This is a genomic window from Microbacterium sp. BK668 (assembly GCF_004362195.1).
In the GTDB taxonomy this organism is placed as follows: Bacteria; Actinomycetota; Actinomycetes; order Actinomycetales; family Microbacteriaceae; genus Microbacterium.
In genome coordinates, this window is sequence record NZ_SNWG01000001.1 from 2,936,162 (window position 1) to 2,959,061 (window position 22,900).

General features: G+C 71.7%; 25 protein-coding genes. 6 read left to right on the top strand and 19 right to left on the bottom strand.

Going from position 1 to position 22,900, the window contains the following annotated elements; translation table 11 throughout:
* The first annotated feature begins 529 nt into the window (after positions 1-529).
* Positions 530-1,303: a response regulator transcription factor gene (locus EV279_RS13185; protein WP_243728563.1), complete on the top strand. Its 774-nt coding sequence runs from the start codon at positions 530-532 to the stop codon at positions 1,301-1,303.
* On the opposite strand, the gene EV279_RS13190 is transcribed toward EV279_RS13185, so the two are convergent.
* The 8 genes from EV279_RS13190 to rpsA all read right to left on the bottom strand — a co-directional run bounded on the left by EV279_RS13190 (position 1,304) and on the right by rpsA (position 10,146).
* Entirely contained in the window at positions 1,304-2,470 is a 1,167-nt protein-coding gene (locus tag EV279_RS13190) for a hypothetical protein (protein WP_133544187.1), read from the bottom strand.
* Positions 2,467-4,104: an ATP-binding protein gene (locus EV279_RS13195; protein ID WP_133544189.1), complete on the bottom strand. Its 1,638-nt coding sequence runs from the start codon at positions 4,102-4,104 to the stop codon at positions 2,467-2,469. The genes EV279_RS13190 and EV279_RS13195 overlap by 4 nt, the downstream gene beginning before the upstream one ends.
* A gap of 65 nt (positions 4,105-4,169) precedes the next feature.
* Positions 4,170-4,910: a hypothetical protein gene (locus EV279_RS13200; RefSeq protein ID WP_243728564.1), complete on the bottom strand. Its 741-nt coding sequence runs from the start codon at positions 4,908-4,910 to the stop codon at positions 4,170-4,172.
* Positions 4,911-4,981: 71 nt separating this feature from the next.
* A complete protein-coding gene (locus EV279_RS13205; RefSeq protein WP_133544191.1) occupies positions 4,982-5,539 on the bottom strand; it encodes a GIY-YIG nuclease family protein in 558 nt (185 codons plus the stop codon).
* A gap of 20 nt (positions 5,540-5,559) precedes the next feature.
* The gene (locus EV279_RS13210; protein WP_133544193.1) at positions 5,560-6,441 is read right to left on the bottom strand and encodes an ABC transporter permease; all 882 of its coding nucleotides are present in this window, start codon (positions 6,439-6,441) and stop codon (positions 5,560-5,562) included.
* The gene (locus EV279_RS13215; protein ID WP_133544195.1) at positions 6,428-7,369 is read right to left on the bottom strand and encodes an ABC transporter ATP-binding protein; all 942 of its coding nucleotides are present in this window, start codon (positions 7,367-7,369) and stop codon (positions 6,428-6,430) included. Before EV279_RS13215 ends, EV279_RS13210 begins: the two co-directional genes overlap by 14 nt.
* Positions 7,370-7,374: 5 nt before the next feature.
* Positions 7,375-8,574 (bottom strand): DUF2092 domain-containing protein, encoded by a 1,200-nt coding sequence (locus EV279_RS13220; RefSeq protein WP_133544197.1) that lies wholly within the window; start codon positions 8,572-8,574, stop codon positions 7,375-7,377.
* Positions 8,575-8,697: 123 nt separating this feature from the next.
* The gene (gene rpsA, locus EV279_RS13225; RefSeq protein WP_133544199.1) at positions 8,698-10,146 is read right to left on the bottom strand and encodes a 30S ribosomal protein S1; all 1,449 of its coding nucleotides are present in this window, start codon (positions 10,144-10,146) and stop codon (positions 8,698-8,700) included.
* Positions 10,147-10,371: 225 nt separating this feature from the next.
* On the opposite strand from rpsA, the gene EV279_RS13230 reads away from it, so the two are divergent.
* The gene (locus tag EV279_RS13230; protein WP_133544201.1) at positions 10,372-10,854 is read left to right on the top strand and encodes a hypothetical protein; all 483 of its coding nucleotides are present in this window, start codon (positions 10,372-10,374) and stop codon (positions 10,852-10,854) included.
* A gap of 43 nt (positions 10,855-10,897) precedes the next feature.
* On the opposite strand, the gene EV279_RS13235 is transcribed toward EV279_RS13230, so the two are convergent.
* Both EV279_RS13235 and EV279_RS13240 read right to left on the bottom strand, forming a co-directional pair.
* Entirely contained in the window at positions 10,898-11,947 is a 1,050-nt protein-coding gene (locus EV279_RS13235; protein ID WP_133544203.1) for a zinc-dependent alcohol dehydrogenase family protein, read from the bottom strand.
* Positions 11,948-11,967: 20 nt separating this feature from the next.
* A complete protein-coding gene (locus EV279_RS13240; RefSeq protein WP_133544205.1) occupies positions 11,968-12,627 on the bottom strand; it encodes an SDR family oxidoreductase in 660 nt (219 codons plus the stop codon).
* Between the two features lie 119 nt (positions 12,628-12,746).
* Here EV279_RS13240 and EV279_RS13245 point away from each other — a divergent pair, with 119 nt between their 5' ends.
* A complete protein-coding gene (locus EV279_RS13245; protein WP_133544207.1) occupies positions 12,747-13,043 on the top strand; it encodes a DUF503 domain-containing protein in 297 nt (98 codons plus the stop codon).
* A gap of 13 nt (positions 13,044-13,056) precedes the next feature.
* Here the strand turns inward: EV279_RS13245 and EV279_RS13250 are convergent, their stop codons facing one another.
* A complete protein-coding gene (locus EV279_RS13250) occupies positions 13,057-13,581 on the bottom strand; it encodes a TetR/AcrR family transcriptional regulator (protein WP_133544209.1) in 525 nt (174 codons plus the stop codon).
* A gap of 86 nt (positions 13,582-13,667) precedes the next feature.
* Here EV279_RS13250 and EV279_RS13255 point away from each other — a divergent pair, with 86 nt between their 5' ends.
* Positions 13,668-14,378 (top strand): MBL fold metallo-hydrolase, encoded by a 711-nt coding sequence (locus EV279_RS13255; RefSeq protein ID WP_133544211.1) that lies wholly within the window; start codon positions 13,668-13,670, stop codon positions 14,376-14,378.
* 118 nt (positions 14,379-14,496) lie between these two features.
* Here EV279_RS13255 and EV279_RS13260 read toward each other — a convergent pair whose 3' ends face one another.
* Both EV279_RS13260 and EV279_RS13265 read right to left on the bottom strand, forming a co-directional pair.
* Positions 14,497-15,594: an NAD(P)-binding domain-containing protein gene (locus EV279_RS13260; RefSeq protein WP_133544213.1), complete on the bottom strand. Its 1,098-nt coding sequence runs from the start codon at positions 15,592-15,594 to the stop codon at positions 14,497-14,499.
* A 76-nt stretch (positions 15,595-15,670) separates the two neighbouring features.
* Entirely contained in the window at positions 15,671-16,282 is a 612-nt protein-coding gene (locus EV279_RS13265) for a TetR/AcrR family transcriptional regulator (RefSeq protein ID WP_133544215.1), read from the bottom strand.
* A 62-nt stretch (positions 16,283-16,344) separates the two neighbouring features.
* Between EV279_RS13265 and EV279_RS13270 the strand changes: the two genes are divergently transcribed.
* Positions 16,345-17,130 carry an SDR family oxidoreductase gene (locus EV279_RS13270; RefSeq protein WP_133544217.1) on the top strand — a complete coding sequence of 262 codons (786 nt, stop codon included), beginning with the start codon at positions 16,345-16,347 and terminating at the stop codon, positions 17,128-17,130.
* Here the strand turns inward: EV279_RS13270 and EV279_RS13275 are convergent, their stop codons facing one another.
* From EV279_RS13275 to EV279_RS13295, 5 genes are all read right to left on the bottom strand, one after another.
* The gene (locus tag EV279_RS13275) at positions 17,131-18,549 is read right to left on the bottom strand and encodes an amino acid permease (RefSeq protein ID WP_133544961.1); all 1,419 of its coding nucleotides are present in this window, start codon (positions 18,547-18,549) and stop codon (positions 17,131-17,133) included. It lies immediately after the preceding gene.
* A gap of 60 nt (positions 18,550-18,609) precedes the next feature.
* Positions 18,610-19,530 (bottom strand): homocysteine S-methyltransferase, encoded by a 921-nt coding sequence (gene mmuM / locus EV279_RS13280; RefSeq protein ID WP_133544219.1) that lies wholly within the window; start codon positions 19,528-19,530, stop codon positions 18,610-18,612.
* A 43-nt stretch (positions 19,531-19,573) separates the two neighbouring features.
* Positions 19,574-20,008 (bottom strand): YchJ family metal-binding protein, encoded by a 435-nt coding sequence (locus tag EV279_RS13285; protein WP_133544221.1) that lies wholly within the window; start codon positions 20,006-20,008, stop codon positions 19,574-19,576.
* Positions 20,008-20,355, bottom strand: coding sequence for a TraR/DksA C4-type zinc finger protein (locus EV279_RS13290; RefSeq protein ID WP_243728565.1), 348 nt, complete (start codon positions 20,353-20,355; stop codon positions 20,008-20,010). Before EV279_RS13290 ends, EV279_RS13285 begins: the two co-directional genes overlap by 1 nt.
* 167 nt (positions 20,356-20,522) lie before the next feature.
* Complete coding sequence (locus EV279_RS13295) at positions 20,523-21,308, bottom strand: SRPBCC family protein (protein WP_133544223.1); 786 nt, start codon at positions 21,306-21,308, stop codon at positions 20,523-20,525.
* A 154-nt stretch (positions 21,309-21,462) separates the two neighbouring features.
* Here EV279_RS13295 and EV279_RS13300 point away from each other — a divergent pair, with 154 nt between their 5' ends.
* Complete coding sequence (locus EV279_RS13300) at positions 21,463-22,524, top strand: FUSC family protein (protein WP_133544225.1); 1,062 nt, start codon at positions 21,463-21,465, stop codon at positions 22,522-22,524.
* On the opposite strand, the gene EV279_RS13305 is transcribed toward EV279_RS13300, so the two are convergent.
* Positions 22,502-22,876 (bottom strand): hypothetical protein, encoded by a 375-nt coding sequence (locus tag EV279_RS13305; protein ID WP_133544227.1) that lies wholly within the window; start codon positions 22,874-22,876, stop codon positions 22,502-22,504. The genes EV279_RS13300 and EV279_RS13305 overlap by 23 nt on opposite strands.
* Between the last annotated feature and the right edge of the window lie 24 nt (positions 22,877-22,900).

A 22,900-nucleotide genomic window follows, 5' to 3' on the forward strand; every position in this document is an offset into this window, starting at 1 on the left:
CGAGGGAGATCTGCTCCAACGCAAAGGGCCGCTTAGGCAACGCTTGAGCATCCCCTGAGGGTCGCTTCTTAACGTTTTCTCATGACCGGCGACCTGCCTGACCTCCTCCCCGAGGGGACTTCTCACATGAAGTCGGGGATGTCGTGAGCCTGCCGTCGGATCAGCCCCGCATCCCTGCGATCTTGGGAATCGCGGGATCGGTCGGCCTCTCGTCCCTCGCCCGGCATGAGCTCGCGTCTCGCGTGGGGGGCGCGGCGCGAGTCTCCGGCCGACTGCTCGGGTGAACCCGTGACCCGAGCAGTCGGGAGGCAGGTCGGCGGCGCTCTGGGGGAGGGCGCCGCCGATCTGCTTCCCGGTGTACGAGGGCGGATCCGCCCGCGCGGGGTCCTGGCGACGAGCAGCGGGCGCACGCTCCTGCCGCGTCGCGGAAGTGGGTGAGGCCATGCCTGGGGAGGCATTCACGCGCGTCTTCTGGGATATCATCACCGATACCCATAACCGGGTCGAGTCTGACACCTGGAGGCGACGAGTGGCTGGTCCGAACGTCGCTGTGATCATCGAGGACGATGCGGACATTCGAGGGCTCATCAGCGAGATCCTCGAGCAGGCCGGCTTCACGGTCCATGCGGCCGGGACCGGAGCCGAGGGCATCGCGCTCGTCGAGCAGCACGATCCTGCCATCACGACCCTCGACATCAGCATGCCCGGCATGGACGGCTTCGAGACGGCCAAGCGCATCCGCGCCATCAGCGCGACGTACATCATCATGCTGACGGCGCGCGCCGACGAGATCGACACCCTGCAAGGACTGCAGTCCGGCGCCGACGACTACATCACGAAGCCCTTCCGCCCGCGCGAGCTGAGGGCCCGCGTCGAGGCGATGATGCGCCGGCCGCGCGTCATCGCGTCCGACCTCCGCGAGGACCCTGCTCCGGATACGGATCCGACGGATCCGGATGCCTCGGCGGCGGACGCCGGCTGGATGACCCACCGCGGTCTGCGCGTTCATCCCGAGATGCATCTCGCGGAGGCGGACGGCACCCATCTCGACCTGACCCGCAGCGAGTTCGACATCCTCACAGACCTCATGGGCGCGGGCAGACGCGTCGTGAGCAAGAGCGACCTCGCCCTCATGCTGCGCGGGGAGCGCTACGTCGGCGGCTCCGACTTCGTGAGCGAGCACGACGTGCGCGCCATCGAGGTGCACGTCGCCAATCTCCGTCGGAAGCTCGGCGAATCGGCGACCCGCCCGCGCTGGATCGAGACGGTCCGCGGCGTGGGCTACCGCATGACCGCGCGATGATCACCCCGTCCCGGCGACGACGACCGACGCATCGGGACTCGAGGCCGACACGAAGGCCGCGTCGTCGGCCGCGCGCCGCAGGGCCTGCACGTCGTACCCGAACGACTCGGTCAGCGACACGCCGACGCCGATGACGGGTGTCGGCGTGTCCGGCCGCGCGGTGTAGTCGTCCACGATGCGCCGATGGATGCGGCTGGCCGTCCGGCGGGCGCTCCCCGCCGTCGACGGCTGGAAGGCCACGAGCATCGTCGTCGGCCCTCCCTCGCCCACGAGCGCGAATCCCGGAGCGTACTTGCGGATGCCCGTCCGCCACTCCTCCGCGACCTCCGCCTGGACCTCGGCGCCGAACGCCGTGCGGATCTGTGGGAGGTCGTCCATGCGGAGCGCGACGAGGGCGACGAGTTCGCGGTTGGCGCGAGCCCGGGACATCGCGGCGGCCAGGACGCGGTCGAAGGCGGCCGCGCCGAGGATGTCGCCGGACGAGGCGAGGGACGCGGGCTCGCCGGCGGGCCGGCCGGTCAGCTCCTCGGCGCGCAGGATCGATCCCGTCATCATGGCGACGATGGTGAGCACCGTGGTGAGGATCGCCGTCGCCAGGTGGCCGAAGTACGTCTCGAAGAACTCGCTGTCGGGCCCGAGCGTCGCGAACACGATCGCGCGCGCCGAGTAGTAGGTCGCGGTGACCGTGAGGACCGCGGTGAGCCCGAGCGAGACGACGCTGCCGCCCAGGCGGCCCCGGCGGGTCTCGACGGCGCCGCAGACGGCGAAGCCCGCGACGGACAGGAAGGTCACCACGGCGCCCGCCCAGTCCCCTCCGCCCGGTCCCTCCAGCAGGACCGCGACCACCGTTCCGAGGCACGCGGCGAGGAGGACTCCCAGGCTCCAGTCCAGCCGTGCGCTGTTGAATGCGCGGCATCCCAGCCAGAGGAACCCGATCGTGGCGACGAGCGCGGCGTTTCCGAAGCCGATCGCGATCCAGGCCTGGCCGTCCGACGAGATCGCCCACACGAGGTAGCACACGACGGTGAGGATGCCGGAGAGGAAGGCGAGCGACCAGATGCGCCCGGCCCCCGTGTCGCGCCTCAGGAGCGTCTCGAGGAGGAACAGGACGCCGCACGTGACGACGACGGTCGCTGCGAGAAGGGTCGTGGCGAACAGGCTGGTCATCCGGCATCCTCATTCCCATTGGAGGCGGGAAGCCGCACGACGAACGTGCTCCCCTTCTCCGGCGTGCTCTGCACGGTGATCTCGCCCCCGTGCGCGCGAGCGATGTCACGACTGATCGCCAGCCCCAGGCCGCTCCCGTGGATCGTCGTGTTGCGCACCGCATCCGACCGGAAGAAACGCTCGAACAGGCGCGGAAGCTCCTGGGGCGGGATGCCGGGGCCGTCGTCGCGCACGACGATCCAGACGTGGGCGTCATCCTGCGTCGTGCCCACCGCGATGTGGCCGTCTTCCCGTCCGTATTTGATGGCGTTCGAGAGGAGATTGTCGACCACCTGGCGGATGCGATGCGGGTCGGCGAACGCGACTCCCTCTTCGATGCCCGAGCTGTCGATCGTGATGCGCCGCTCCGCGGCGCGGGGCTCGGCCGCCTCGATCGCCGCCTGGACCACCGCAGCGAGGTCGGTGCGGACGCGGTCGATCGAGAGGTCGATGCCGCGCCGAGACACCGCGGAGGCGCTGAGGATGTCGGCGACGAGCGAGAGCAGCCGCTCCGCGTTGCGCTGGGCGACCTCGAGATTCCGGCGCGCGGACGAGGGAAGCTCCTCGTTTTCGAGCGCGAGCTCGACGTACCCCGTGATCGACGTGAGCGGCGTGCGCAGCTCGTGCGAGACGGAGGCGACGAGGTCTTCCCGTGCGCGGAGGGCCAGCTCCTCGGCCGTCACGTCCCGCGTCACGACGATGGTGCCGACGGGGTCGAGATCGGTGTCGAAGACGCGGCGCGCGGTCGAGCGCTGCGCTCGGCGTCGATCGTCGCCGGGCCTTCCGTACCAGACGAGCTCATCCTCGAAGAGCTCGCCCCGTCGCGCGCGCGCGAGCGGAAGCCGCTCCTCGGGAAGCGGTGTGATCCCGTCCGCCTCGTAAGCGGTCCGCGCGCGCTCGGATGCCCGCTGCATGCGCGCGTTCGCCTCGTTGGTGACGACGAGGGAGCCGTCGTCGCGGATGCGGACGACGCCGAAGTCGACGGCATCCAGGACGTCCGTGATGAGGTCCTCCTGGCGGCGCGCACGCTCGACCGATTGGCGCAGCTGCTGCGACTGCCGCTCGAGGAGCAGGCGGTGCGCGGAGGCCCTGCGGGCCGAGAGATGGGATGTCGCGGCCACGGCCGCCATCGCGAGGGGCAGGAGAACGACGGACGGCGTGAGTGACAGCATCGGCTCGCTGGCCACGATCGTCCAGTAGCTCACCGAGATCAGGCCGCTGGCGACCCCCACGCCGGCGGCACCCATCCCTGCGCCGAACCACATGGCGGGGAACACCCACAGGACCTCGAGACCCGTCTCCGGGCTGGCCGCCGCGAGCAGCCCGATCACGGCCACATCCACGGCGGGGACGAGCATCGTCAGCAGCGCCGGGAGGCGGTTCCACGGCACGAGCATGGCGGCGCCCGTCGTGAAGAACGCGAGCAGGGTCCCCATCGCGAAGGAGGTCGCGTGCTCGACCACGCCGGTCACGACGATCAGCAGCACTCCGAGCAGCACGACTCCGCCGAAGAGGAGCTGGTTGAGGAGGACCGTCCGCTCCAGCGTGCGCTCGAAGCCGCCCCCGCGAGCGGGGGTGGGCGTCGCCGAGGCCATGCCTCGACGCTAGCGTCAAGTTCGCGAGGGTGGCGGGATCCCCCGCGCGAGCCGGACTCTCCGGGTCAGAACCCGAAGTCGCCGCCGCCGAAGTCGCCGAAGCCTCCCCCGTCGCCGCCCCACCCCGACCCCGAGTCCCCGAAGGCCGAGCTGTCGGCGGCCGCGTCCGCTCCCGGATCGCCGGCCGCGTCGCCGCCCGAGGCATCCGCCGACCCGTCCTGGTAGCCGGAGTCGTACGCGAACGACGGGGCGAGGAACGAGCTCACGAGGGCGGATCCGATGACGTACCCCGCCACGGTGCCCAGGAGCGAGCCGCCGACCATCGAGCCGAAGGACGGGCCCTGGCGCCCCGGACCGGCCTGCGGTCCGAGCGTGCGCTCCATGAACCCCGGGTTCATGTACTCGGCGCGTGTCGCCGCGCGAGCGAGGGACTGCGGGTCGCTGGCCCGAGGCTGCTCGTAGGCCGGGAGGCCCGCCTTCAGGTCGGCGAGCACCTGCTGGCGCTGGGCCGGCGAGAGCTTGGCGAAGGCCTCGGCGTGCACCTGCTCGATCGTCTGGGGCGGAGCCGTGCGCAACAGGTAGCGGTACCGCTCGATCGCGACCTCGTCGTCGCTCCGGGGAGGCTGCATTCCTGGCTGCGGTCCTCCGGGCTGCGGTCCGGCCGGCTGCGGTCCGGACCCCGGCCGGCCCGGGGGCGGATACGCCGGCTGCCCGTACGAGGGCTGGCCGTAGGTGTTCTGCGGAACAGGCGGCGCCTGCCGGTCGGTGTTGCCGGTGCCGAACAGGCGGTCCAGGAATCCCATCATGTCCTCCAGGGTCTGCGGGACCCTCACGCTATAGCCCGGGCCTTTGAGGCGGCTGTGATGCGTGCGCCCGCTCATCCGCGGAGGGCGACGGCCTCGCTGACCCACCGGGCGTGGGTGTCCCACGGCTCTACTCCGCCGCGGACGGTGTCGATGTGCCGCCGTAGCGGGTCGGACAGGGCGAACCACTCCGTCGAGCCGAAACGCTCATCGGCGAACTGCGCGTGCCGGTGCTGCTCGAGGCGCCGGTCGCCGCGCTCGAGCGCGAGCAGGTCGTCGTGCCAGATGGCCGAGAAGCGCCGGCGAGGATTCGCCGTCGTGCCGATCTTGACGCGCTCGGCGTACCGCAGGTAGTAGACGACATCGATCCGCGGCGGCGGAAGCTCGCCGTCGACGAGCTCGCCGTGCCGCCACTCGCAGATCGCGCACAGCCACCCGGACGGGTAGCGGATGCCGAGCCTCGAGCCGCAGAGACGGCAGGGCGACGGCAGGGGCTCGGCGACGCCGTCCCGCGATGCGGTCCAGTCCGCCGCGACGGTCAGGTGCAGTTCGCACAGCGGCAGCGGGCTGCCCGCGGGGACCGGCCCGCGGCATCCGTCGCCGATCACGCAGCCGTCGGGGAAGTCGTCCACGCGAGCACGGTATCCCCGGCCTACGACAGCACGTCGGCGGAGAGGAAGCGCCACGCGGCGAGCGCCCCGGCGACGACGATCCACGCCGCCTGCAGGACGGCGTTGTCGACGAAGGAGTCCCACGAGACCGGGGAACGCAGCAGGTCGCCGTAGCCCAGCCAGCGGTCGGTGAACAGGAACGGGTGGATCGCCGAGAGCTGCGGGATCTGCCCGACGATCTGGGCTGCCACGGCGAGGATCGCCGTCGCCGCCATCGCGCCGACGGGCGCCGTCGTGAGCGTCGACAGGAACACGCCGATGGCGGCGAGGCCGAGCATCGACACCGAGACGTAGGCCACGACCGCGAGGCAGCGCAGCAGGCCTTCGGCGAGCGGCACCTGCGCACCGGAGAGGAGGGTGACCGGCCCTGCGCCGAACACGACACCGCCCACCAGCACTCCGACAGCCACCACGGTGAAGCTCGCCGCGATGCAGAAGGCGGCGGCAACCACGTACTTCACGACGAGCAGGGCGAGACGACCGGAGGGCGCGATCAGCAGGTAGCGGAGCGTGCCGAGGCTCGCCTCGCCCGCGATCGCGTCGCCGGCGGCGACACTCACGGTCAGCGGGAGGAACAGCGGCAGCGCCACCGTGACGGCGGCGAGACCGACGAAGACGCCGTTGTCCGTTATCTGGTCGAGGAACGGCGGGCCGCTGCCCGGGTCGGCGCCCCCCGCGATGCGCACCGCGACGGTGAGCAGGATCGGGATCAGCGCGAGCGCCGCGAGCATCGCCCACGTGCGCCAGCGCCGGAAGAGGGTCGCGGTCTCGCCGGCGAGGAGCCCGAGGACGCCACTGGGCCGGGCCGCCGATGCCCGGCGACCCGCGTCCTCGATCGTCGCCGGCAGGTCACGCGACGACATCGAAGCCCTGCCCGGTCAGCTCGACGAAGCGGTCTTCGAGGCTCGTCCGTTCGACGACGAACCCCTGCACGCGCACGTCCGCGCCCACGAGTGCGGCCACGAGGCGCTCGGGAGCGGGGGCACCCGCACGCAGGACTCCGACGAGGGTCGCGGACCCGGCATCCGTCGCCAGGACTCCCGCCTCGGCGAGCACCCGTTGCGCGAGGGCGATGTCGGGCGTCTGGACGGTGAGGCGCCCCGAGCCGTCGCCGCGGCGCAGGTCGTCGAGGGTCCCCGAGGCCACGAGCCGGCCGGCGCTCATGACGCCGACGTGCGTGCACACCTGCTCGACCTCGGCGAGGAGGTGACTGGAGACGAAGACGGTCGTGCCGTCCGCGGCGAGCGACCGGATGAGCGACCGCACCTCTCGGGTCCCCTGCGGGTCGAGGCCGTTCGTCGGCTCGTCGAGGACGAGCAGCTCGCGCGGGGCGAGCAGGGCGTTCGCGATGCCCAGCCGCTGCTTCATCCCGAGCGAGTACGCGCGGAGCCTCTTGCCGCCGGCGGCGGTCAGGCCCACGCGCTCGAGAGCGGCCGCGACGCGCCGGGGCCGGTCGGACGCGCTCGTGTGGCGCGCCGCCGCGTCGAAGCGCATCAGATTCTGCGTCCCGGTGAGGAACGGCGCGAAGGCCGGCCCCTCGACGAGGGCCCCCACCCGCGGCAGGACGCGCTGGAGCGAGTGCGGGATGCCGGCACCGAGGACCTCGGCTTCTCCCGCGCTCGCACGGACCAGCCCGAGCAGCATCCGGATCGTCGTCGTCTTGCCCGATCCGTTCGGACCCAGAAAGCCGAACACGGCTCCGCGCGGCACCTCCAGCGCCAGGTCGTCCACCGCGATCTGCGCGCCGAAGCGCTTCGTGAGACCGGACGTCCGGATCGCGAGGTCGGTCACGCCGCTCAGCCGTCGCCGGCTGCGACGTCGACCAGGCGCTGGGCGGGTACGGCGCCCGCGAGGACCCGCCCGTCATCGGCGAAGAGGACGCTCACGAGTGCCGTCTCGAGCACGCGTCCGCCGTCGACCTGGCGGGTCATCCGCTGGAGCAGATCGTCGGCCGAGGCGTCGCCGGTCGCCGGCCCCGTTGCGCGGGATCCGTCCGCCGGCAGCTCCACGACGGCGCTCCAGCCCTCGCCGTGCACGACCGGCCGATCCTCCTCGCTCATCGGCGCGGTGGCGGCGTGGTCCTGGGCCCACTGATCGAGCTGATCGCCCGTCGGGAGGGGCAGATCCTTCTCGACGACCGAGTAGCCCTCGGCCGGCGCGAAGGCGAGGGTCGACGCATCCGGCGCCTGGAACGAGATGTCCGTGAAACCCACGCGGAAGGCGGGCTGGTCGTCGCCGCGCCCGGTGACGGACGCCGACAGCGCCATGCCCGTCTCGCCGTCGATCGCGAAGACGAGACGGCCGACCAGGGTGTCATCGGTCCGCGGCTCAAGGATGAGCTCGTACGCGTCGCGACCGGCCACTCGCCCGTCGGTGCCCACCGAGACCCGGGTGGAGTCGTCGAGGCGGTCGAGCGCCTGCTCCAGGACCTGCTCGGGAGTCGGAAGCGCGGCGTCTGCGCCGGTGGCGGCATCCCGCTGCGCCTTCGCCTCTTCCAGCGCGTCTCGCAGCGCCTCCCGGTCGCCGGTGACGGCGAAGCGCGTGGCGGTCCCGGTCTCGGAGTCGACGAACCAGCCGGCGCCCGCAGCGCCGTCGATATACACGTTGCGCTCGGCCAGCCGGTCGAGAACCTGCAGGCGTGCCCGATCGCCGTCGAGGTACACGTGCGCCGTGTGGGACCCGACGAGCAGGTCGAGCGCGTCGGCCGGGCCTGCGCCGCCGGAACCGTCGCCGGACCGGTCCTCCTCCCCGAGGATCCCGCCGAGGTCGGGCAGACCGAGTTCGGAGGTCTGCTCTATCGTCCCCGACAGGGCGTCCACGTCGCTCGAGTGCGCCAGGGTCAGCAGCTCCTCCGGGGTCAGGTCCGGAAGGTCGACCGTGGCGTTCGCGGAGAGCGGGACGGCTACGGCGGCCACCACGGCGATGCCCGCCAGGGCCGCTCCTGCAACGGGGAGGAGCCGGCGTGCAGACCGGCCGCGCGACGGTGCGGAAGGCATGCTCTCAGGGTACGTCGAGCGCGGGGCCCGGGCGACGGCGTCGAGCGAACGCTCAGGAACGCGAGAGGGCCGCCACCCGGAGGTGACGGCCCTCTGCGATCGCGTCAGGCGATCAGTGCTGGATCAGCGACCCGAGAGCTTCTCGCGGAGAGCCGCGAGAGCCTCGTCGTCCGCGAGCGTGCCCGCGGGGCCGCTGTCGGACGAGAACGACGACGGGGCGTCGGCGATCGGGTTGGCAGCCTCGGCCTCGGCGGCCTTGGCGACGGCGGCCTTGTGAGCCTCCCAGCGGCCCTGGGCCGCGGCGTACTCCTGCTCCCACTTCTCGCGCTGCTCGTCGAAGCCCTCGAGCCAGGCACCCGACTCGGGGTCGAAGCCCTCGGGGTACTTGTACTCGCCGCGCTCGTCGTACTCGGTGACCATGCCGTAGAGGGCCGGGTCGAACTCGGTGCCGAACGGGTCGACGGACTCGTTCGCCTGCTTGAGCGAGAGCGAGATGCGGCGACGCTCGAGGTCGATGTCGATGATCTTGACGAAGACCTCTTCGCCGACCGACACGACCTGCTCGGCGAGCTCGACGTGCTTGCCCGAGAGCTCCGAGATGTGCACGAGGCCCTCGATGCCGTCGGCGACCCGGACGAACGCGCCGAAGGGAACGAGCTTGGTGACCTTGCCCGGAGCGATCTGCCCGATCGCGTGGGTGCGGGCGAAGACCTGCCACGGGTCCTCCTGCGTCGCCTTGAGCGACAGCGAGACGCGCTCGCGGTCGAGGTCGACCTCGAGGATCTCGACGGTGACCTCCTGGCCCACCTCGACGACCTCGGAGGCGTGCTCGATGTGCTTCCAGGAGAGCTCGGAGACGTGCACCAGGCCGTCGACGCCGCCGAGGTCGACGAACGCACCGAAGTTGACGATCGACGAGACGGTGCCCTTGCGGACCTGGCCCTTGTGCAGGTTGTTGAGGAACGTGGTACGCGACTCGGACTGCGTCTGCTCGAGCAGGGCGCGGCGCGAGAGCACGACGTTGTTGCGGTTCTTGTCGAGCTCGAGGATCTTCGCCTCGATCTCCTGGCCGAGGTACGGCGTCAGGTCGCGCACGCGGCGAAGCTCGATGAGCGAGGCCGGGAGGAAGCCGCGGAGGCCGATGTCGACGATGAGGCCGCCCTTGACGACCTCGATGACCGAACCGGTCACGACGCCGTCGTTCTCCTTGATCTTCTCCACGTCGCCCCACGCGCGCTCGTACTGCGCACGCTTCTTCGACAGGATGAGGCGGCCTTCCTTGTCCTCCTTCTGGAGAACCAGCGCCTCGACCTCGTCGCCGACCTTCACGACCTCGTTGGGGTCGACGTCGTGCTTGATGGAGAGCTCGCGCGAGGGGATGACGCCCTCGGTCTTGAAGCCGACGTCGAGGAGGACCTCGTCGCGGTCGACCTTCACGACGGTGCCTTCGATGAGGTCTCCGTCGTTGAAGGACTTGATGGTCTTCTCGACCGCGGCCAGGAAGTCCTCAGCAGATCCGATGTCGTTGATGGCGACCTGCTTGGTGGCCGGGGCGGTCGTTGCGATAGTCATGTAGTGGGTTGTCCTTGTTGGTTATGGTTCTCGGGCCGCGGTTCCGGCAGCCGTACGCACGGAGGCGAGCGGATGCCACGAGCCGAAGCGAAGCGGATTGTGGTCTTGCGAGGTCACTTGACGCAAGGCGTGCAGGCGTGACGGGATCGCCACACGAGTGACGCTCCAGGGTATCAGAACGCGCAGCCCGCCCGCGATGTTCCTCGGGCACGTAGGCTCTGCACCGTGACCTCTCCTGTCCCCCCGGTGCGCATCGTGACCCCTCGCGGACGCCTGATCGCCCTTGCCGTCGTGTGCGTCGTCATCGCCGTGCTGGGCGTGATCGTCTACCTCGTCAACCCGCAGGAGCCGCTCAACATCATCCTGGCCGGCGCCGCCGTGGGCGTCTTCGGCATCGGCGGCGGCGTCTCGCTCGTCGGGCAGTTCCGGCGGAGCACGGTGCTGGAGGCGGACGACGAAGGGATCCGCATCGAGCGGAAGGTCTCCGTGCCGTGGTCGGCCATCGACCGGATCGGCACGACCCAGACAGCGGTCGGGATCCGGTTCCGGGACCCGAAGGCGGTGACGGATGCCGCGCCCGGCGTGTACACGCTGGACGGCCTCAAGGCGAACCGGGCGGCGACCGGATGGGATCTGACGTTCGCGGAGCGTCTGCTCGGGCGGCCGCCGCGCGAGGTGGCCGCCGCACTGCGCGCGCGACAGCGCTGACGCTCCGCGCGCGAGATCGCGCGCTGACGCTCCTCGCGCCGGGTCAGGGGCGCAGCAGCACCTTGATCGCGCGTCGCTCGTCCATCGCCGCATAGGCTTCCGCGGCCTCCGCGAGCGGCAGCTCGAGGTCGAAGACCCGGCCCGGCTGGATGGCGCCCGAGCGGACGTCGGGGAGCAGCTCCTCGATGTAGCCGCGGACGGGCGCGACTCCCCCGTTGACGCCGACGTTCCGGTTGAACATGGGCCGGATCGGAAGCTCGGGGCCTCCGTTGGGAACGCCCACGTATCCGACCATCCCGCCAGGGCGGGTGGACCGCAGCGCCTGATCCATCGACTCCTTCGTGCCGACGCACTCCAGCACGCGGTCGGCGCCGATGCCGCCGGTCAGCTCCTGCACGCGGGCGATGCCCTCGTCGCCGCGCTCCTCGACGATGTGCGTCGCGCCGAACTCGCGCGCGAGCGCCTGGCGCGCCGCGTGCCGCGACATGGCGATGATGGTCGTCGCACCGAGCCTCTTCGCCGCGATGACGGCGCAGAGGCCCACGGCGCCGTCGCCCACCACCGCGACCGCATCGCCGGGGCCGACCCCCGCTGAGACCGCGGCGTGGTGACCCGTGCCCATGACGTCGCTCAGCGTCAGGAGGCCGGGGATCTCGTCGGCTCCGACCGGCCCGGGGACGACCGCGAGCGTCCCGTCGGCGAGCGGGACCCGGACGCGCTCGCCCTGGCCGCCGTCGGCGAATCCGCCCAATCGGTCGTCGCTTCCCCACCAGCCGCCCGCGAGGCACGACGTGCTGACGCCGTTGCGACAGTTCGCGCACGTGCCGTCGCAGACGTAGAACGGCGCGATGACGAAGTCGCCGGGCCGGACGCTATGCACCTCGGGGCCGACCTCTTCGACGACACCGACGAACTCGTGGCCGATGCGGTGCGGTTCGCGGGTGGGCGTGACACCCCGATACGGCCAGAGGTCGGAGCCGCAGACGCACGCGGCGACCACGCGCACCACGGCGTCGCCGCCCGTCGAGAGGACGGGGTCGGGAACCTCTTCGACGCGGATGTCGCGGGGGGCGTGGATGACGGTGGCCAGCATGCTTCGAGCCTAGAGGCGGTTCAGGATGCCGCGGAGCGGACGGCCTCTCCGATCGGAACGTCCCCGTTGCCGAACCGGAGTGTGCGCCCGATCGTCGATGCCGGATCGTCGAGGACGGCTGCGATGACCGCCGCGACGTCGGCGCGGGTGACGGAGTCCTCGCCCTTCCCCGGGTCGAGGGCTATCCGACCGGTCGGCGGGTCGAGCGTCAGCGCGCCCGGCCCGAGGATCGTCCAGTCCAGCCCGCTCGCGCGCAGATGCTCGTCCGCGGCGATTTTGGCGTCGGCATACGGGAAGAAGGAGCTGTCATCGGGGACACCGTGCTCCGGGGTCGAGCCGGCCCACGACACCATGACGTACCGCCGCACGTCGGCGGCCACGGCCGCATCGATGGAGCGGATAGCCGCGTCGCGGTCGACGGCGTACGTCCGTTCGGGATCTCCGCCGCCTGCGCCGGCGGACCAGACGACCGCATCGTTGCCCGCCACGAGGTTGGTCAGCTGGTCGAGGTCGAACCGCTCGATGTCGGCGAGGAGGAACTGCGCTCCCGTGTCGAGCACGTCCTGCTGATGTTCGGGGTTGCGGATGACGCCGGTGACGGTGTCGCCGCGCTCCGCGAGGATCCGCTCGAGGAGGAGTGCCACCTTGCCGTGTCCGCCGATGATGAGGATGCGCGCCATGCGATGTCCCTTCCGTCCCGGTCAGCCTAGGCACCGCCTCCGACGCACGGGCGGGGGTTGCGCGGGCGCGCCGTGCCGCCTAAGCCGCACGCGACGCCGTCACTTGCCACGATGGACGCATGTGGATCGGATGGATCGAGTTCGACGTCCTTTTCGGCGACGTGCACTCCCTCAAGGAGAAGCGCAGCATCGTCCGACCGCTCGTCGCCGAGCTGCGGCGGCGCACCGAGGGATCCGTGGCGGAAGTCGGTCTGCAGGATCTGCACCGCCGGACCTCGATCGGCGTCGCCGTGGTGTCAGGAGACCCGGCGCACGTTCGGCACATCCTCGATCACGCGGAGTCGATCGTGCTCGAGCACCCCGAGTTCACCCTGCTCGCCGCCCACCGGCGGCTGTCGTCGAGCGAGGACGACTGATCCCGTCGCAGCCTCAGCGTCCGAGACCCCGCTGGATCGTGCGCAGCCCGAACTCGAACGCCTCGTCGATATCGCCGCCCATGCGGAACGCCCGCGCAAGCTCCATCTGGACGAAGCCCGTCGCCCAGGCGGTGACGACTCGCGCCGCGTCCAGCGCGTCCTCCTCCCCTACGACCCCGGCCGCGGCGCGCACGATCGTCGCGCCGGCGCGGTCGAGGGCCGTCTGGGGTGCCGTGGCGGAGAACATCAGCCGGAACCCCTCGGGCCGCTCCCGCGCGAAGTCCCGGTAGATGCGGGCGAGGCTCTCCAGCGAGCCGTCGGATGCCTCGAGCCGATCCGTCAGAGCGTCGACCGTCGAGGCGGCCACGGCGGACACGAGCGCGTCGCGATCCCGCACGCGCTTGTAGAGCGACGGCGCGCGGACCCCCACGCGATCGGCCACGCGCTGCATCGTGAGGCCCGCCGCGCCCGCCTCTTCGAGCAGGTCGCGGCCGGCGGCGACGATCTCCGCGTACGAGGTGCGGTCGGGTGTCGGCATCCGGTCTCCTCATGGCTATTGACAGTAGCCATCATAGCTATATATCGTAGCCATGACAACCCCGACCCGTCCGGAGGCTCCCCGTCATGAAGCTCGCGCCGCACCTGCACCGCATCGGCAACGACATCGTCGCCGCATACCTCATCGTCGCCGACGACGGCATCACGGTGATCGACGCCGGGCTGCCCGGCCACGCGAAAGACCTGGAGCGGGAGCTCGCAGACCTCGGCCGCACGCCCGCCGACATCCGCGGCCTCGTACTGACGCACGGCGACAGCGACCACATCGGCTTCGCGGAGAGCCTGCGCCGCGAGCACGGTGTGCCGGTGTACGTGCACGCCGCCGACGCCCACCGTGCCCGCACGGGCGAGAAGCCGAAGGTCGCCACGGGACCCATGCGACTCGGGCCGACGATCGGATTCTTCTGGTACGCCCTGCGCAAGCGCGCGGTGCCGACGAGGTACGTGACCGAGGTGACCGAGGTGCACGACGGCGACGTGCTCGACCTCCCCGGCGCTCCCGCGATCATCGGCATGCCGGGTCACTCGCCGGGCAGCATCGCGGTGCACTCGCCCCTGGCGGACGCCGTGTTCGTCGGGGACGCGCTCACGACACGCCACGTGCTGACGGGACGGCCGGGGCCTCAGCCGGCGCCGTTCACGGACGACCCGGCCGCGGCCTCCGCGTCGCTGGATCGACTGGCCGGCCTCCGGGCGTCGTGGGTGCTCCCCGGACACGGAGCCCCCTGGCGCGGCTCGCCCGCCGACGTCGCGGCAGCGGTGCGGGCGGCGGCCTGACGGTCCGACGCCGGGTGGCGAGGCGGCGGCCGTGCGGGCGGCGGCCTGACGACCCGACGCCGGGTGGCGAGGCGGCGGCCGTGCGGGCGGGGCTGCCTGACTGCCGGTCCCGGAGCGGCTAGGCGGCCGCCGCCGGAGCGCGATGCGCGGCGATGGCGCGCACGGCGTCGCGCCCGGCGCGATTGGCGCCCACGGTCGACTGCGACGGGCCGTAGCCGATCAGGAAGAGCCGCGGCTCATCCAGGGCGCGGCGGTCCGCCACGCGGATCCCGCCGTGCGCCGTGCGCAGGCGCAGCGGTGCGAGATGGTCGATCGCGGCGCGGAATCCGGTCGCCCACAGGATGACGTCCGCCGGCTCGAACGAGCCGTCCGGCATCCGCACGCCGTCCTCCTCGATCGAGGTGAACATGGGATGCCGCGTGAGGACGCCGCGCTCGCGCGCAGCACGCGCCCAGGGAGTCCAGTGCATGCCCGTGACCGAGATGACGCTGCCGGGCGGCAGTCCCTCCCGCACGCGAGCCTCGACCCCGGCGATCGCGGCCACCCGTGCCGGGATGTCGAACTCGTCGTCGATCCACTGCGGCTCGCGCCGCGTCACCCACACGGTGTCGCCCACCCGCGAGATCTCGTCGAGAAGCTGCAGCGCAGACACTCCGGCGCCCACGATGACGACCCGCTTGCCGGCGAACTCGTCGGCCGATGCGTAGTCGGCGACATGGAGCTGTAGCCCGCGGAAGCGGTGCCGGCCGGGATAGTGCGGCCAGAAGGGGCGGGTCCAGGTGCCCGTCGCGTTGATCACGTGACGAGCCGCCCACGTGCCGCGATCGGTCTGGACCAGCAGCCGTCCCCCCGGGTCGTCGTCCTCCCGGCGCACCGCTCGCACCTCCACCGGGCGCTGCACGCCGAGGCCGTAGCGCTCCTCGTAGTCGGCGAAGTAGGCGGGCAGGATGTCGCGGCTCGGCGCCGCCGGGTCGGCCGGCGGGACGGGGAAGCCGGGCAGCTCGTGGATGCCGTTCACGGTCCCCATCCGCAGCGACGCCCACCGATGCTGCCAGGCGCCGCCCGGCCGCTCGTTCGCGTCCAGCACCACGAAGGTGCCGTCGCCGGGTGCGGCATCGCCCGTGGGAAGGAAGCCGCGTCGCCGCAGGTGATAGCCCGCCGACAGCCCCGCCTGGCCGGCGCCGATCACGACGACATCGACGGGCTGCGGGTCCACGTCACCGGGAACACCGTCGCGAGGAGGGCTATTCCTCAGCCGCCCGCGCCGGGCGAAGGCGGGGTGCGAGAAGCGCTCAGCCCGTGATCGGCGTCGTCGATGAGGTGCGCAGTCCCTCGGTGAGGAACCCCAGCACCGCGCGGGCGGCGTCTTCGGGACCCACCCCGTCCAGCAGATCGTCCGTCGAGAGCATCGCGACGCCGTGCACCGCGGCGAAGGCGATGAGCGCGAGCTGCGCGGCGTCGCCCTCTCGCGCCTCACCCGCGGCCTGGCCCGCCTCGACGAGAGCGATGAGCCCGCTCATGCCGGCATGGCTCGCCTCGGCGAGCTCGGCGCTTGCTTCGGGGTGGTGCTTGGCGGTGTACATGACGCCGAGGATCCCGGGGTGGGCGACAGCGAAGGAGATGTACGCCTGCCCGGCCGCCTCGAGACGGCCCGCGAAGGTCTCCTCCGCATCGGCGGACTCCTCCAGCGCTGCGTTCAGTCGCGCGAATCCCTCGACAGCCAGCGCATCCAGCAGCGCCTGGCGATCGCGGAAATGCCGCGCCGAGGCGCCGTGGCTCACTTCGAGGTCGCGCGCGATGCTGCGGAGGGAGAGGCCCTCCACGCCGCCCGAATCGACGACATCCCATGCGCGCTCGAGCAGCGCACTGCGGAGGTTGCCATGGTGATACGAGCGCTCCGGCATGCAGACAGCCTATCCCGAAGTAGACATTGACAACAATGCTGTCAGTGTCTACATTGGGTCCCATGACCATGACGTACCGCGGAACCACCGCTCTCATCACGGGCGCGAGCTCCGGCCTCGGCGAGGAGTTCGCACGGCAGTTCGCCGCGCGCGGCGCCGATGTCGTGCTCGTCGCCCGCCGCGAGGACCGGCTGCGCGAACTCGCTTCGCGGCTGGAAGCCGACCACCGCATCACCGCGACCCCCGTCGCCGTCGACCTCAACGCGCCCGGCGCGACCGCGACGATCCGCGCAACGCTCGAAGAGCGAGGCATCCGACTGCACACCCTCGTCAACAACGCCGGGTTCGGCATGAAAGGCGCCTTCATCGACGCCGACCCCGCGCGGATCGCCGAGATGGTGCAGGTGAACGTCGCGTCGGTCGTCGCGCTGACGCGCGAGTTCCTTCCCGACCTCGTGGCCGCGGGTGACGGCGCGCTGGTCAGCATCGCCAGCACGGGCGCCTACCAGCCGTGCCCCAATATGGCCGTCTACGGCGCGACGAAGGCGTTCGTCCTGAGCTTCACCGAGGCGCTCGCGTACGAGACGCGCGGGTCGGGGCTGTCGGTGCTGACCGTGAGCCCCGGTGCCACGCGCACCGAGTTCTTCGACGTCGTGGGCGGCGAGGACGCCGCGGTCGGTCGCTATCAGACGACCGAACAGGTCGTCACGCGCACCCTCAAGGAGCTCGACCGCCGCAGCACTCCCCCGAGCTTCGTCGGCGGGCGGTCCAACGCGGTCGTCGCGAAACTGGTGGGGTGGATGCCTCGGCGAGCGAGCCTCGCCCTGTCGGGGCGCGTGCTCCGCTGACTACGCCTCCTCCCCCGCCTCCTCGCGGGCCTCGGCGACGGGGTCGCCTAGCACGCTGTGATGCCGTCCCCACAGCAGATAGAAGGCCATGACGACGGCGAGCCACAGGAGGAACCAGAGGTAGGTGGTCCACGGCAGTCCCGAGAGGATGTACGCGCACGCGATCACCGAGAGGATCGGCACGACCGGGTATCCCGGCACGCGGAATCCCCGCGGCAGATCGGGTCGGGTCCTCCGGAGGACGATGACGCCGATCGACACGACGATGAACGCGATCAGGGTGCCGAGCGACACGAGGTCCCACAGATTCGACAGCGGCACGAGGCCCGCGAGCAGGGCCACGGCGATCGCGACGACGACAGTGGTGAACTCGGGCGTGTGCGTCTTGGGGTTCACCCGCGCGAAGGACCGGGGCAGGAGTCCGTCGCGCCCGATGGTGAAGAGGATGCGCGTCTGGCCGAAGAGCGTCACGAGAGTCACGGAGAAGATCGATACGACGGCACCCGCCGCCAGGACGGTCGCGGGCCACGCTGCGCCGACGACGTCCTGCAGGATCACGGCGAGGCCGGCGTCCTGCTGCGCGGGGTCTGAGAAATCCTGCCAGGGCTGGGTGCCCAGTGCCGCGACGGCGACGAAGAGGTAGACCCCCACCACGATCGCGAGGGCGAGGAGGATGGCGCGCGGGAGGGCGCGCTGCGGGTCGCGGACCTCGTCTCCCGCCGTCGAGACGGCGTCGAGCCCGATGAAGGTGAAGAAGATGGTGCCGGCGGCGGCCGTGACCCCCGCCGCCCCCGCCGGGGCGAAGTCGGCGAAGCTGTCGGTGCTGAAGGCGGTGAAGGCGATCGCGCCGAACATCACGAGCACTCCGAGCTTGATCAGCACCATCACCACGTTGACGACCGCGGACTCGCGCGTTCCCCGGATGAGCAGGACGGCGCACAGGCTCACGAGCACGACGGCGGGGAGGTTCAGGATGCCGCCCTCCCCGGGGGCGGCGCTCAGCTCGGGCGGGACGCTCCACCCGAAGAGATCCTCGAGCAGCAGATTGAGGTATCCGCTCCAGCCGGAGGCGACGGCGGCCGTCGACACGCCGTACTCGAGCACGAGGCACGCCGCGACCCCGATCGCCACGATCTCGCCCATGGTCGCGTAGGCGTACGAGTAGGTCGACCCCGAGACCGGCACGGCCGAGGCGAGCTCGGCGTAGCAGACGGCCGACAGCCCGGCGGCGAGCCCCGCGAGCAGGAACGACAGGATGACGGCGGGACCGGCCAGCGGCACCGCCTCGTGCATCACGAAGAAGATGCCCGTCCCGACGGTGGCGCCGACGCCGAGCATGGCGAGCTGGAAGGTGCCCAGGCGCCGTTGCAGCCCGCCCGGATGCTCGGCCGGCGGGACGATCGGCTTGCGTCGCAGCATCTGCCGGCGAAGGCTCACGGACGCCCCTTCCTCGCGTGCTGGTCAGCGTAGGACGACGGCTCAGTCGTGTCGACTCGGCGCGCCCGCCGCGACGGTCTCGGCCACGCGGTGGATCTCGGCGGGGCCGACGCGGCAGCAGCCGCCGACGAGCCGGGCACCGCCTGCGAGCCACCCGTCCACGTGCTCGGCCAGGTGCGCACCGCGCCCCGACCATGAGCGGTCTTCGGCATTCCACGTCTCGCCGCTGTTCGGGTAGGCGACCAGCGGCTTGTCGGTGACGGTGCGTGCGAGCGCGAGGGCGCCCGCGACATCGTCGGCGTCGCAGCAGTTGACGCCGATGGCGAGGATCTCCTCCGTGGCGTCGGCGATGGCGAAGGCGTCGGCGAGGCTCTCCCCCGTCCGCAGCGACGTTCCGGAGACGGTGACGCTGAGCCACGCCGGAACCCCCAGCCCCGGAAGCTCGGCGGCGAGCGCCTCGACCTCGGAGAGCGACGGGATCGTCTCGATGGCGAGCAGGTCCGGACCCGCCGCGGCGAGCGCGCGCAGCCGCGGTCGATGCCAGGCGCGCAGCTGCGCCGTCGAGAGCCCGTAGTCGCCCGTGTACTCGCTGCCGTCCGCGAGGGTCGCCCCGTAGGGCCCGACGGATGCCGCTACCCAGGCGTCGTGGTCGTGACCGGTGTCGGTGCGCGCGCGTCGGGCCAGCGCCACGCTGCGCATGAGCAGCAGATCGACCGCCGGTGCGTCCAGTCCCGCGTCCTCCAGGGCCTCGTAGCTGACCTGGTACGAGGCCGTGATCGCGACGCGCGCTCCCGCACGGAAGAAGGCCTCGTGCGCCGCGCGGATCTCCGCCGGTCGATCGAGCAGGAGCTGAGCGGACCACAGCGACGAGGAGAGGTCGTTGCCGCGCTCCTCGAGGAGCGTGCCCAGACCGCCGTCGAGGACGACAGGACCCCGGGCCAGCGCGGCGGGGAGGCTCGACATCGCGTCAGTCTAAGTCGCTTCGGCTGACCGGGCCGGCGGAGCGTCACACGAGGTCGCCGTCCAGATACCACCAGCGGTCGCTCTGGAACACGAACCGGCTCGTCTCGTGCAGCACGCCCGTCGTCCCGCCGTCTCGCCAGGACGCGCGGAACTCGACTCTCCCTCGTCGGTCGCCCTCGCGTCCCGCGTCGGTCGCCACGATGGCGAGCCCCGTCCACCGCAGGCGTGGATCGAGGTCGACGGAGTCCGGTCGTGTTCCGGGATGCCACGTCGCGACCAGGTGGCGGTCGTCACCCACGACGAAGGCTGTGTAGCGCGAGCGCATGAGGCGCTCGGCCGTCGCGGCCGGCTCTCCGCGGAGTACCGGGGCACAGCATCCGTCGAAGCGCGCTCCGCTTCCGCACGGGCAGGGGTCGCCGTGAGCCACGACCGGGAAGCCGTCGCTGCGGGGGCGTCCGCCCGCGCGCCCGAAGGACATCAGCGACCCGCCTTCGATGCGCACTCGACGCAGCGGGTCGCCGTCGGCCGGACCTCGAGGCGCGCGTCCGGGATTAGCCCTCCGCAGTCGACGCAGACCCCGTAAGCCGCCGCACCGACCCGGGCGAGCGCCGCGTCGATGTCGGCGAGCTCGGCCAGCGCGGCCGACCGCAGGCCCGACAGGCGCGACCACTCGCCGGACAGCGTCGCGCCTTCGGGATCGTGCTCGTCGTCGGCCGACTCGCGGCCCCGGTCGGCCCGGAGCTCGTCGAGCTCGGCGTCGAGGAGCTCGAGGCGCGCGCGAGCGCCGTCGCGCTCCTCACGCAGGAGCTCGGCCGGTTCCGTCACGGCCACCCAGCCTAGGCGGGCGCGAAGACATCGGCGTGGGCGGTCGCGATAGCTCTACAGAGAGCAGCGGCGGGCGCCCAGGCGAGTGGGACGACGGCGCCCGCCGGCTCGACCGGACCGATGATCCGTCGCGCCGGCGGGCGATGGTGCCGTCAGGGGTGGTGCCGTTACGGAGTGGTGCCTGTCGTCCGGTCCTGCGTGTACAGCGGGTCGTCCGCCGTGCGGGTCGTCGCATCGACGACCCCCGGCTCGGTGAGCTCGGTGTCGGTCACCTCGGCGGGCGCGACGAAGTCCGGCGATCCGGTGGCGGGTGTCAGCGTGACATCCTCCGTGTCGCCGGAGTCCTTCTTCGCGGCCGCCGATGCGGCCACACCGGCGGCCGTCGCGGCGGCGGCGGCCAGTCCCACGCCGGCGGCAACCTTTCCGGAGATACCGGCCTTGCCGCTGTCGCCGCGGGACTCGGCGGCGGCCGCGATCCCGGGATCCTGCGTGCCGGTGTCGGTGCCGACCGATCCGCGCCAGGCGCCCGTCGCGTAGCCCTCGGACTCGATGAACTCTTTGAACCGCTCGAGGTCGCCCTCCGCGCGGTTCTCCACGACGTTCAGCTTGTCGCCGATCTTCTCCACGATGCCCTCGGGCTCGTACTCGAGGACGAGGTGCACCTGGGTCTGCCCGCCGCCGACATCCTCGAAGGTCACCGAGCCGGAGTTCGTCGCGCCCTCGGTCGCTGCCCACGACACCTTCTTGTCGGGCACCTGCTCCAGGATCGTCGCGTCCCACTGGCGCTTCACGCCGGCGATCTCCGCGACCCAGTGGAGGTTCTTGTCATCCACCTGCGTGACGGACTTGATGCCGCTCATGAAGTGCGGGAACTCCTCGAACTGGGTCCATTGGTTGTATGCGACGCTGAGCGGGACGTTGACGAGGATCCTCTTCTCCACCTTCGTGCTCATCGCGTTACCTTCTTCCAGGGTGTGTCTGTGCTGTCCGGTGTTCGCGTGCGGGTCACCGCACGTCCCATCGACGCTATGCAGGACAGGACCGGACCGTTACCCCCTTGCATTTGCCGCGGAGGCCGATAAGGATGCCTCGGCCTAGCGTGGACGTATGCGCATGCCCGCCACGATCCGCGCGCCGCGCCGCGCGCCGCTCCTGCAGGTGGTCAAGTCCGCCGTCGCGACGTCGGCGGCGTGGCTCGTCGCCGGCTTCCTCATTCCGGGGCCGCCGCCCGTCTTCGCCGCGATCGCGGCGCTGCTCGTCGTGCAGCCGAGCCTCAACCAGTCGCTGACGCGGGCGATCGAGCGCAGCGTCGGGGTCATCGCCGGCGTGCTCATCGCGTCGGTGCTCAGCATCCTGCTCGGCACCTCGACGTGGGTCATCCTCCTGACGACGGCGGTCGCCCTGCTTCTCGCGTGGGCGCTGCGGATGACGCCGGGCACGGCGAACCAGGTCGCGATCAGCGGGATCCTCGTCCTCGCCCTCGGCACGGCGACCCCGTCGTACGCCGTCGACCGGATCCTCGAGACGCTCATCGGCGCGGTCATCGGAATCATCGTCAATCTCGCGATCGTGCCGCCCGTCGCCGTCGCCCCCGCTCACGCCGCCGTCGACGAGCTGGGCGACGCCCTCGCCGACGCGCTCGACCGCCTCGGCGGAGCGCTGGAGTCGCCCCGGACGCCGTCGGAGCTCGCCCGGCTGCTCGACGACGCGCGCGCGGTCCGGCCGAAGCTCGAAGCGGCGGAAGACGCCATCGCCGCCGGCAGCGAGTCGCTGACGCTCAATCCGCGGAGCCGCCGGCACCGTGACGAGCTGGATGCCCTGACCGACCTGCTGGAGACCTTCCGGCCCATCGTCACGCAGATGATCGGTATGACCCGCGCCTGCAGCGAGCGCTACGACCCGACGATCGACGAGGAGCCCTCCGTCCCGGCGATCGCGGATCAGCTGCACCGCGCAGCACACGACGTGCGCCTGCAGCTGCGGCGCGCCGAGCCCCCGCAGACCGTCGCCCAGCGGTCGGCGGACGAGCCGGCGGCGCTGACCTCGCAGCTCACGGTGGCCCGGCCCTCCTCCACGCACTGGATCCTCGTGGGCTCGCTCCTGGAGGACCTGCGCCGCATCCACGAGACGCTGACCGAGTCCGGCGCTACCGGTCGACCTCGACCGTGAACGTGACGTTCTGGATCCCGCCGTCGGAGTTCTTCAGCACGACGGTCGTCGTCCCCTCTGCGAGCCCTTTGACTCCCGGGTTGTAGAGAGCGCCGCCGTCCTCGCGCCCGGGCACGAACTCCGCGACGTCGGGATCGGCGACCTCGCCGGTGTAGCTGTCGACCGCGAGCGACCCCGTGTCGATGTCGAGCACCTGTCCGACGGCGAGCTGCACCGTCTGCCCCTGCAGATCGTCCGCTTCCATCACGACCGGCTCGATGACCGGCGCCGCCGGCTGCGCGCACCCCGTGAGCCCGAGGGCGACGAGGGCCAGCGCGAGCGATACGGCTCCCCGCGCATTTGTCCGCCTCACGCGCTCAGCATGGCACTGCGCGGT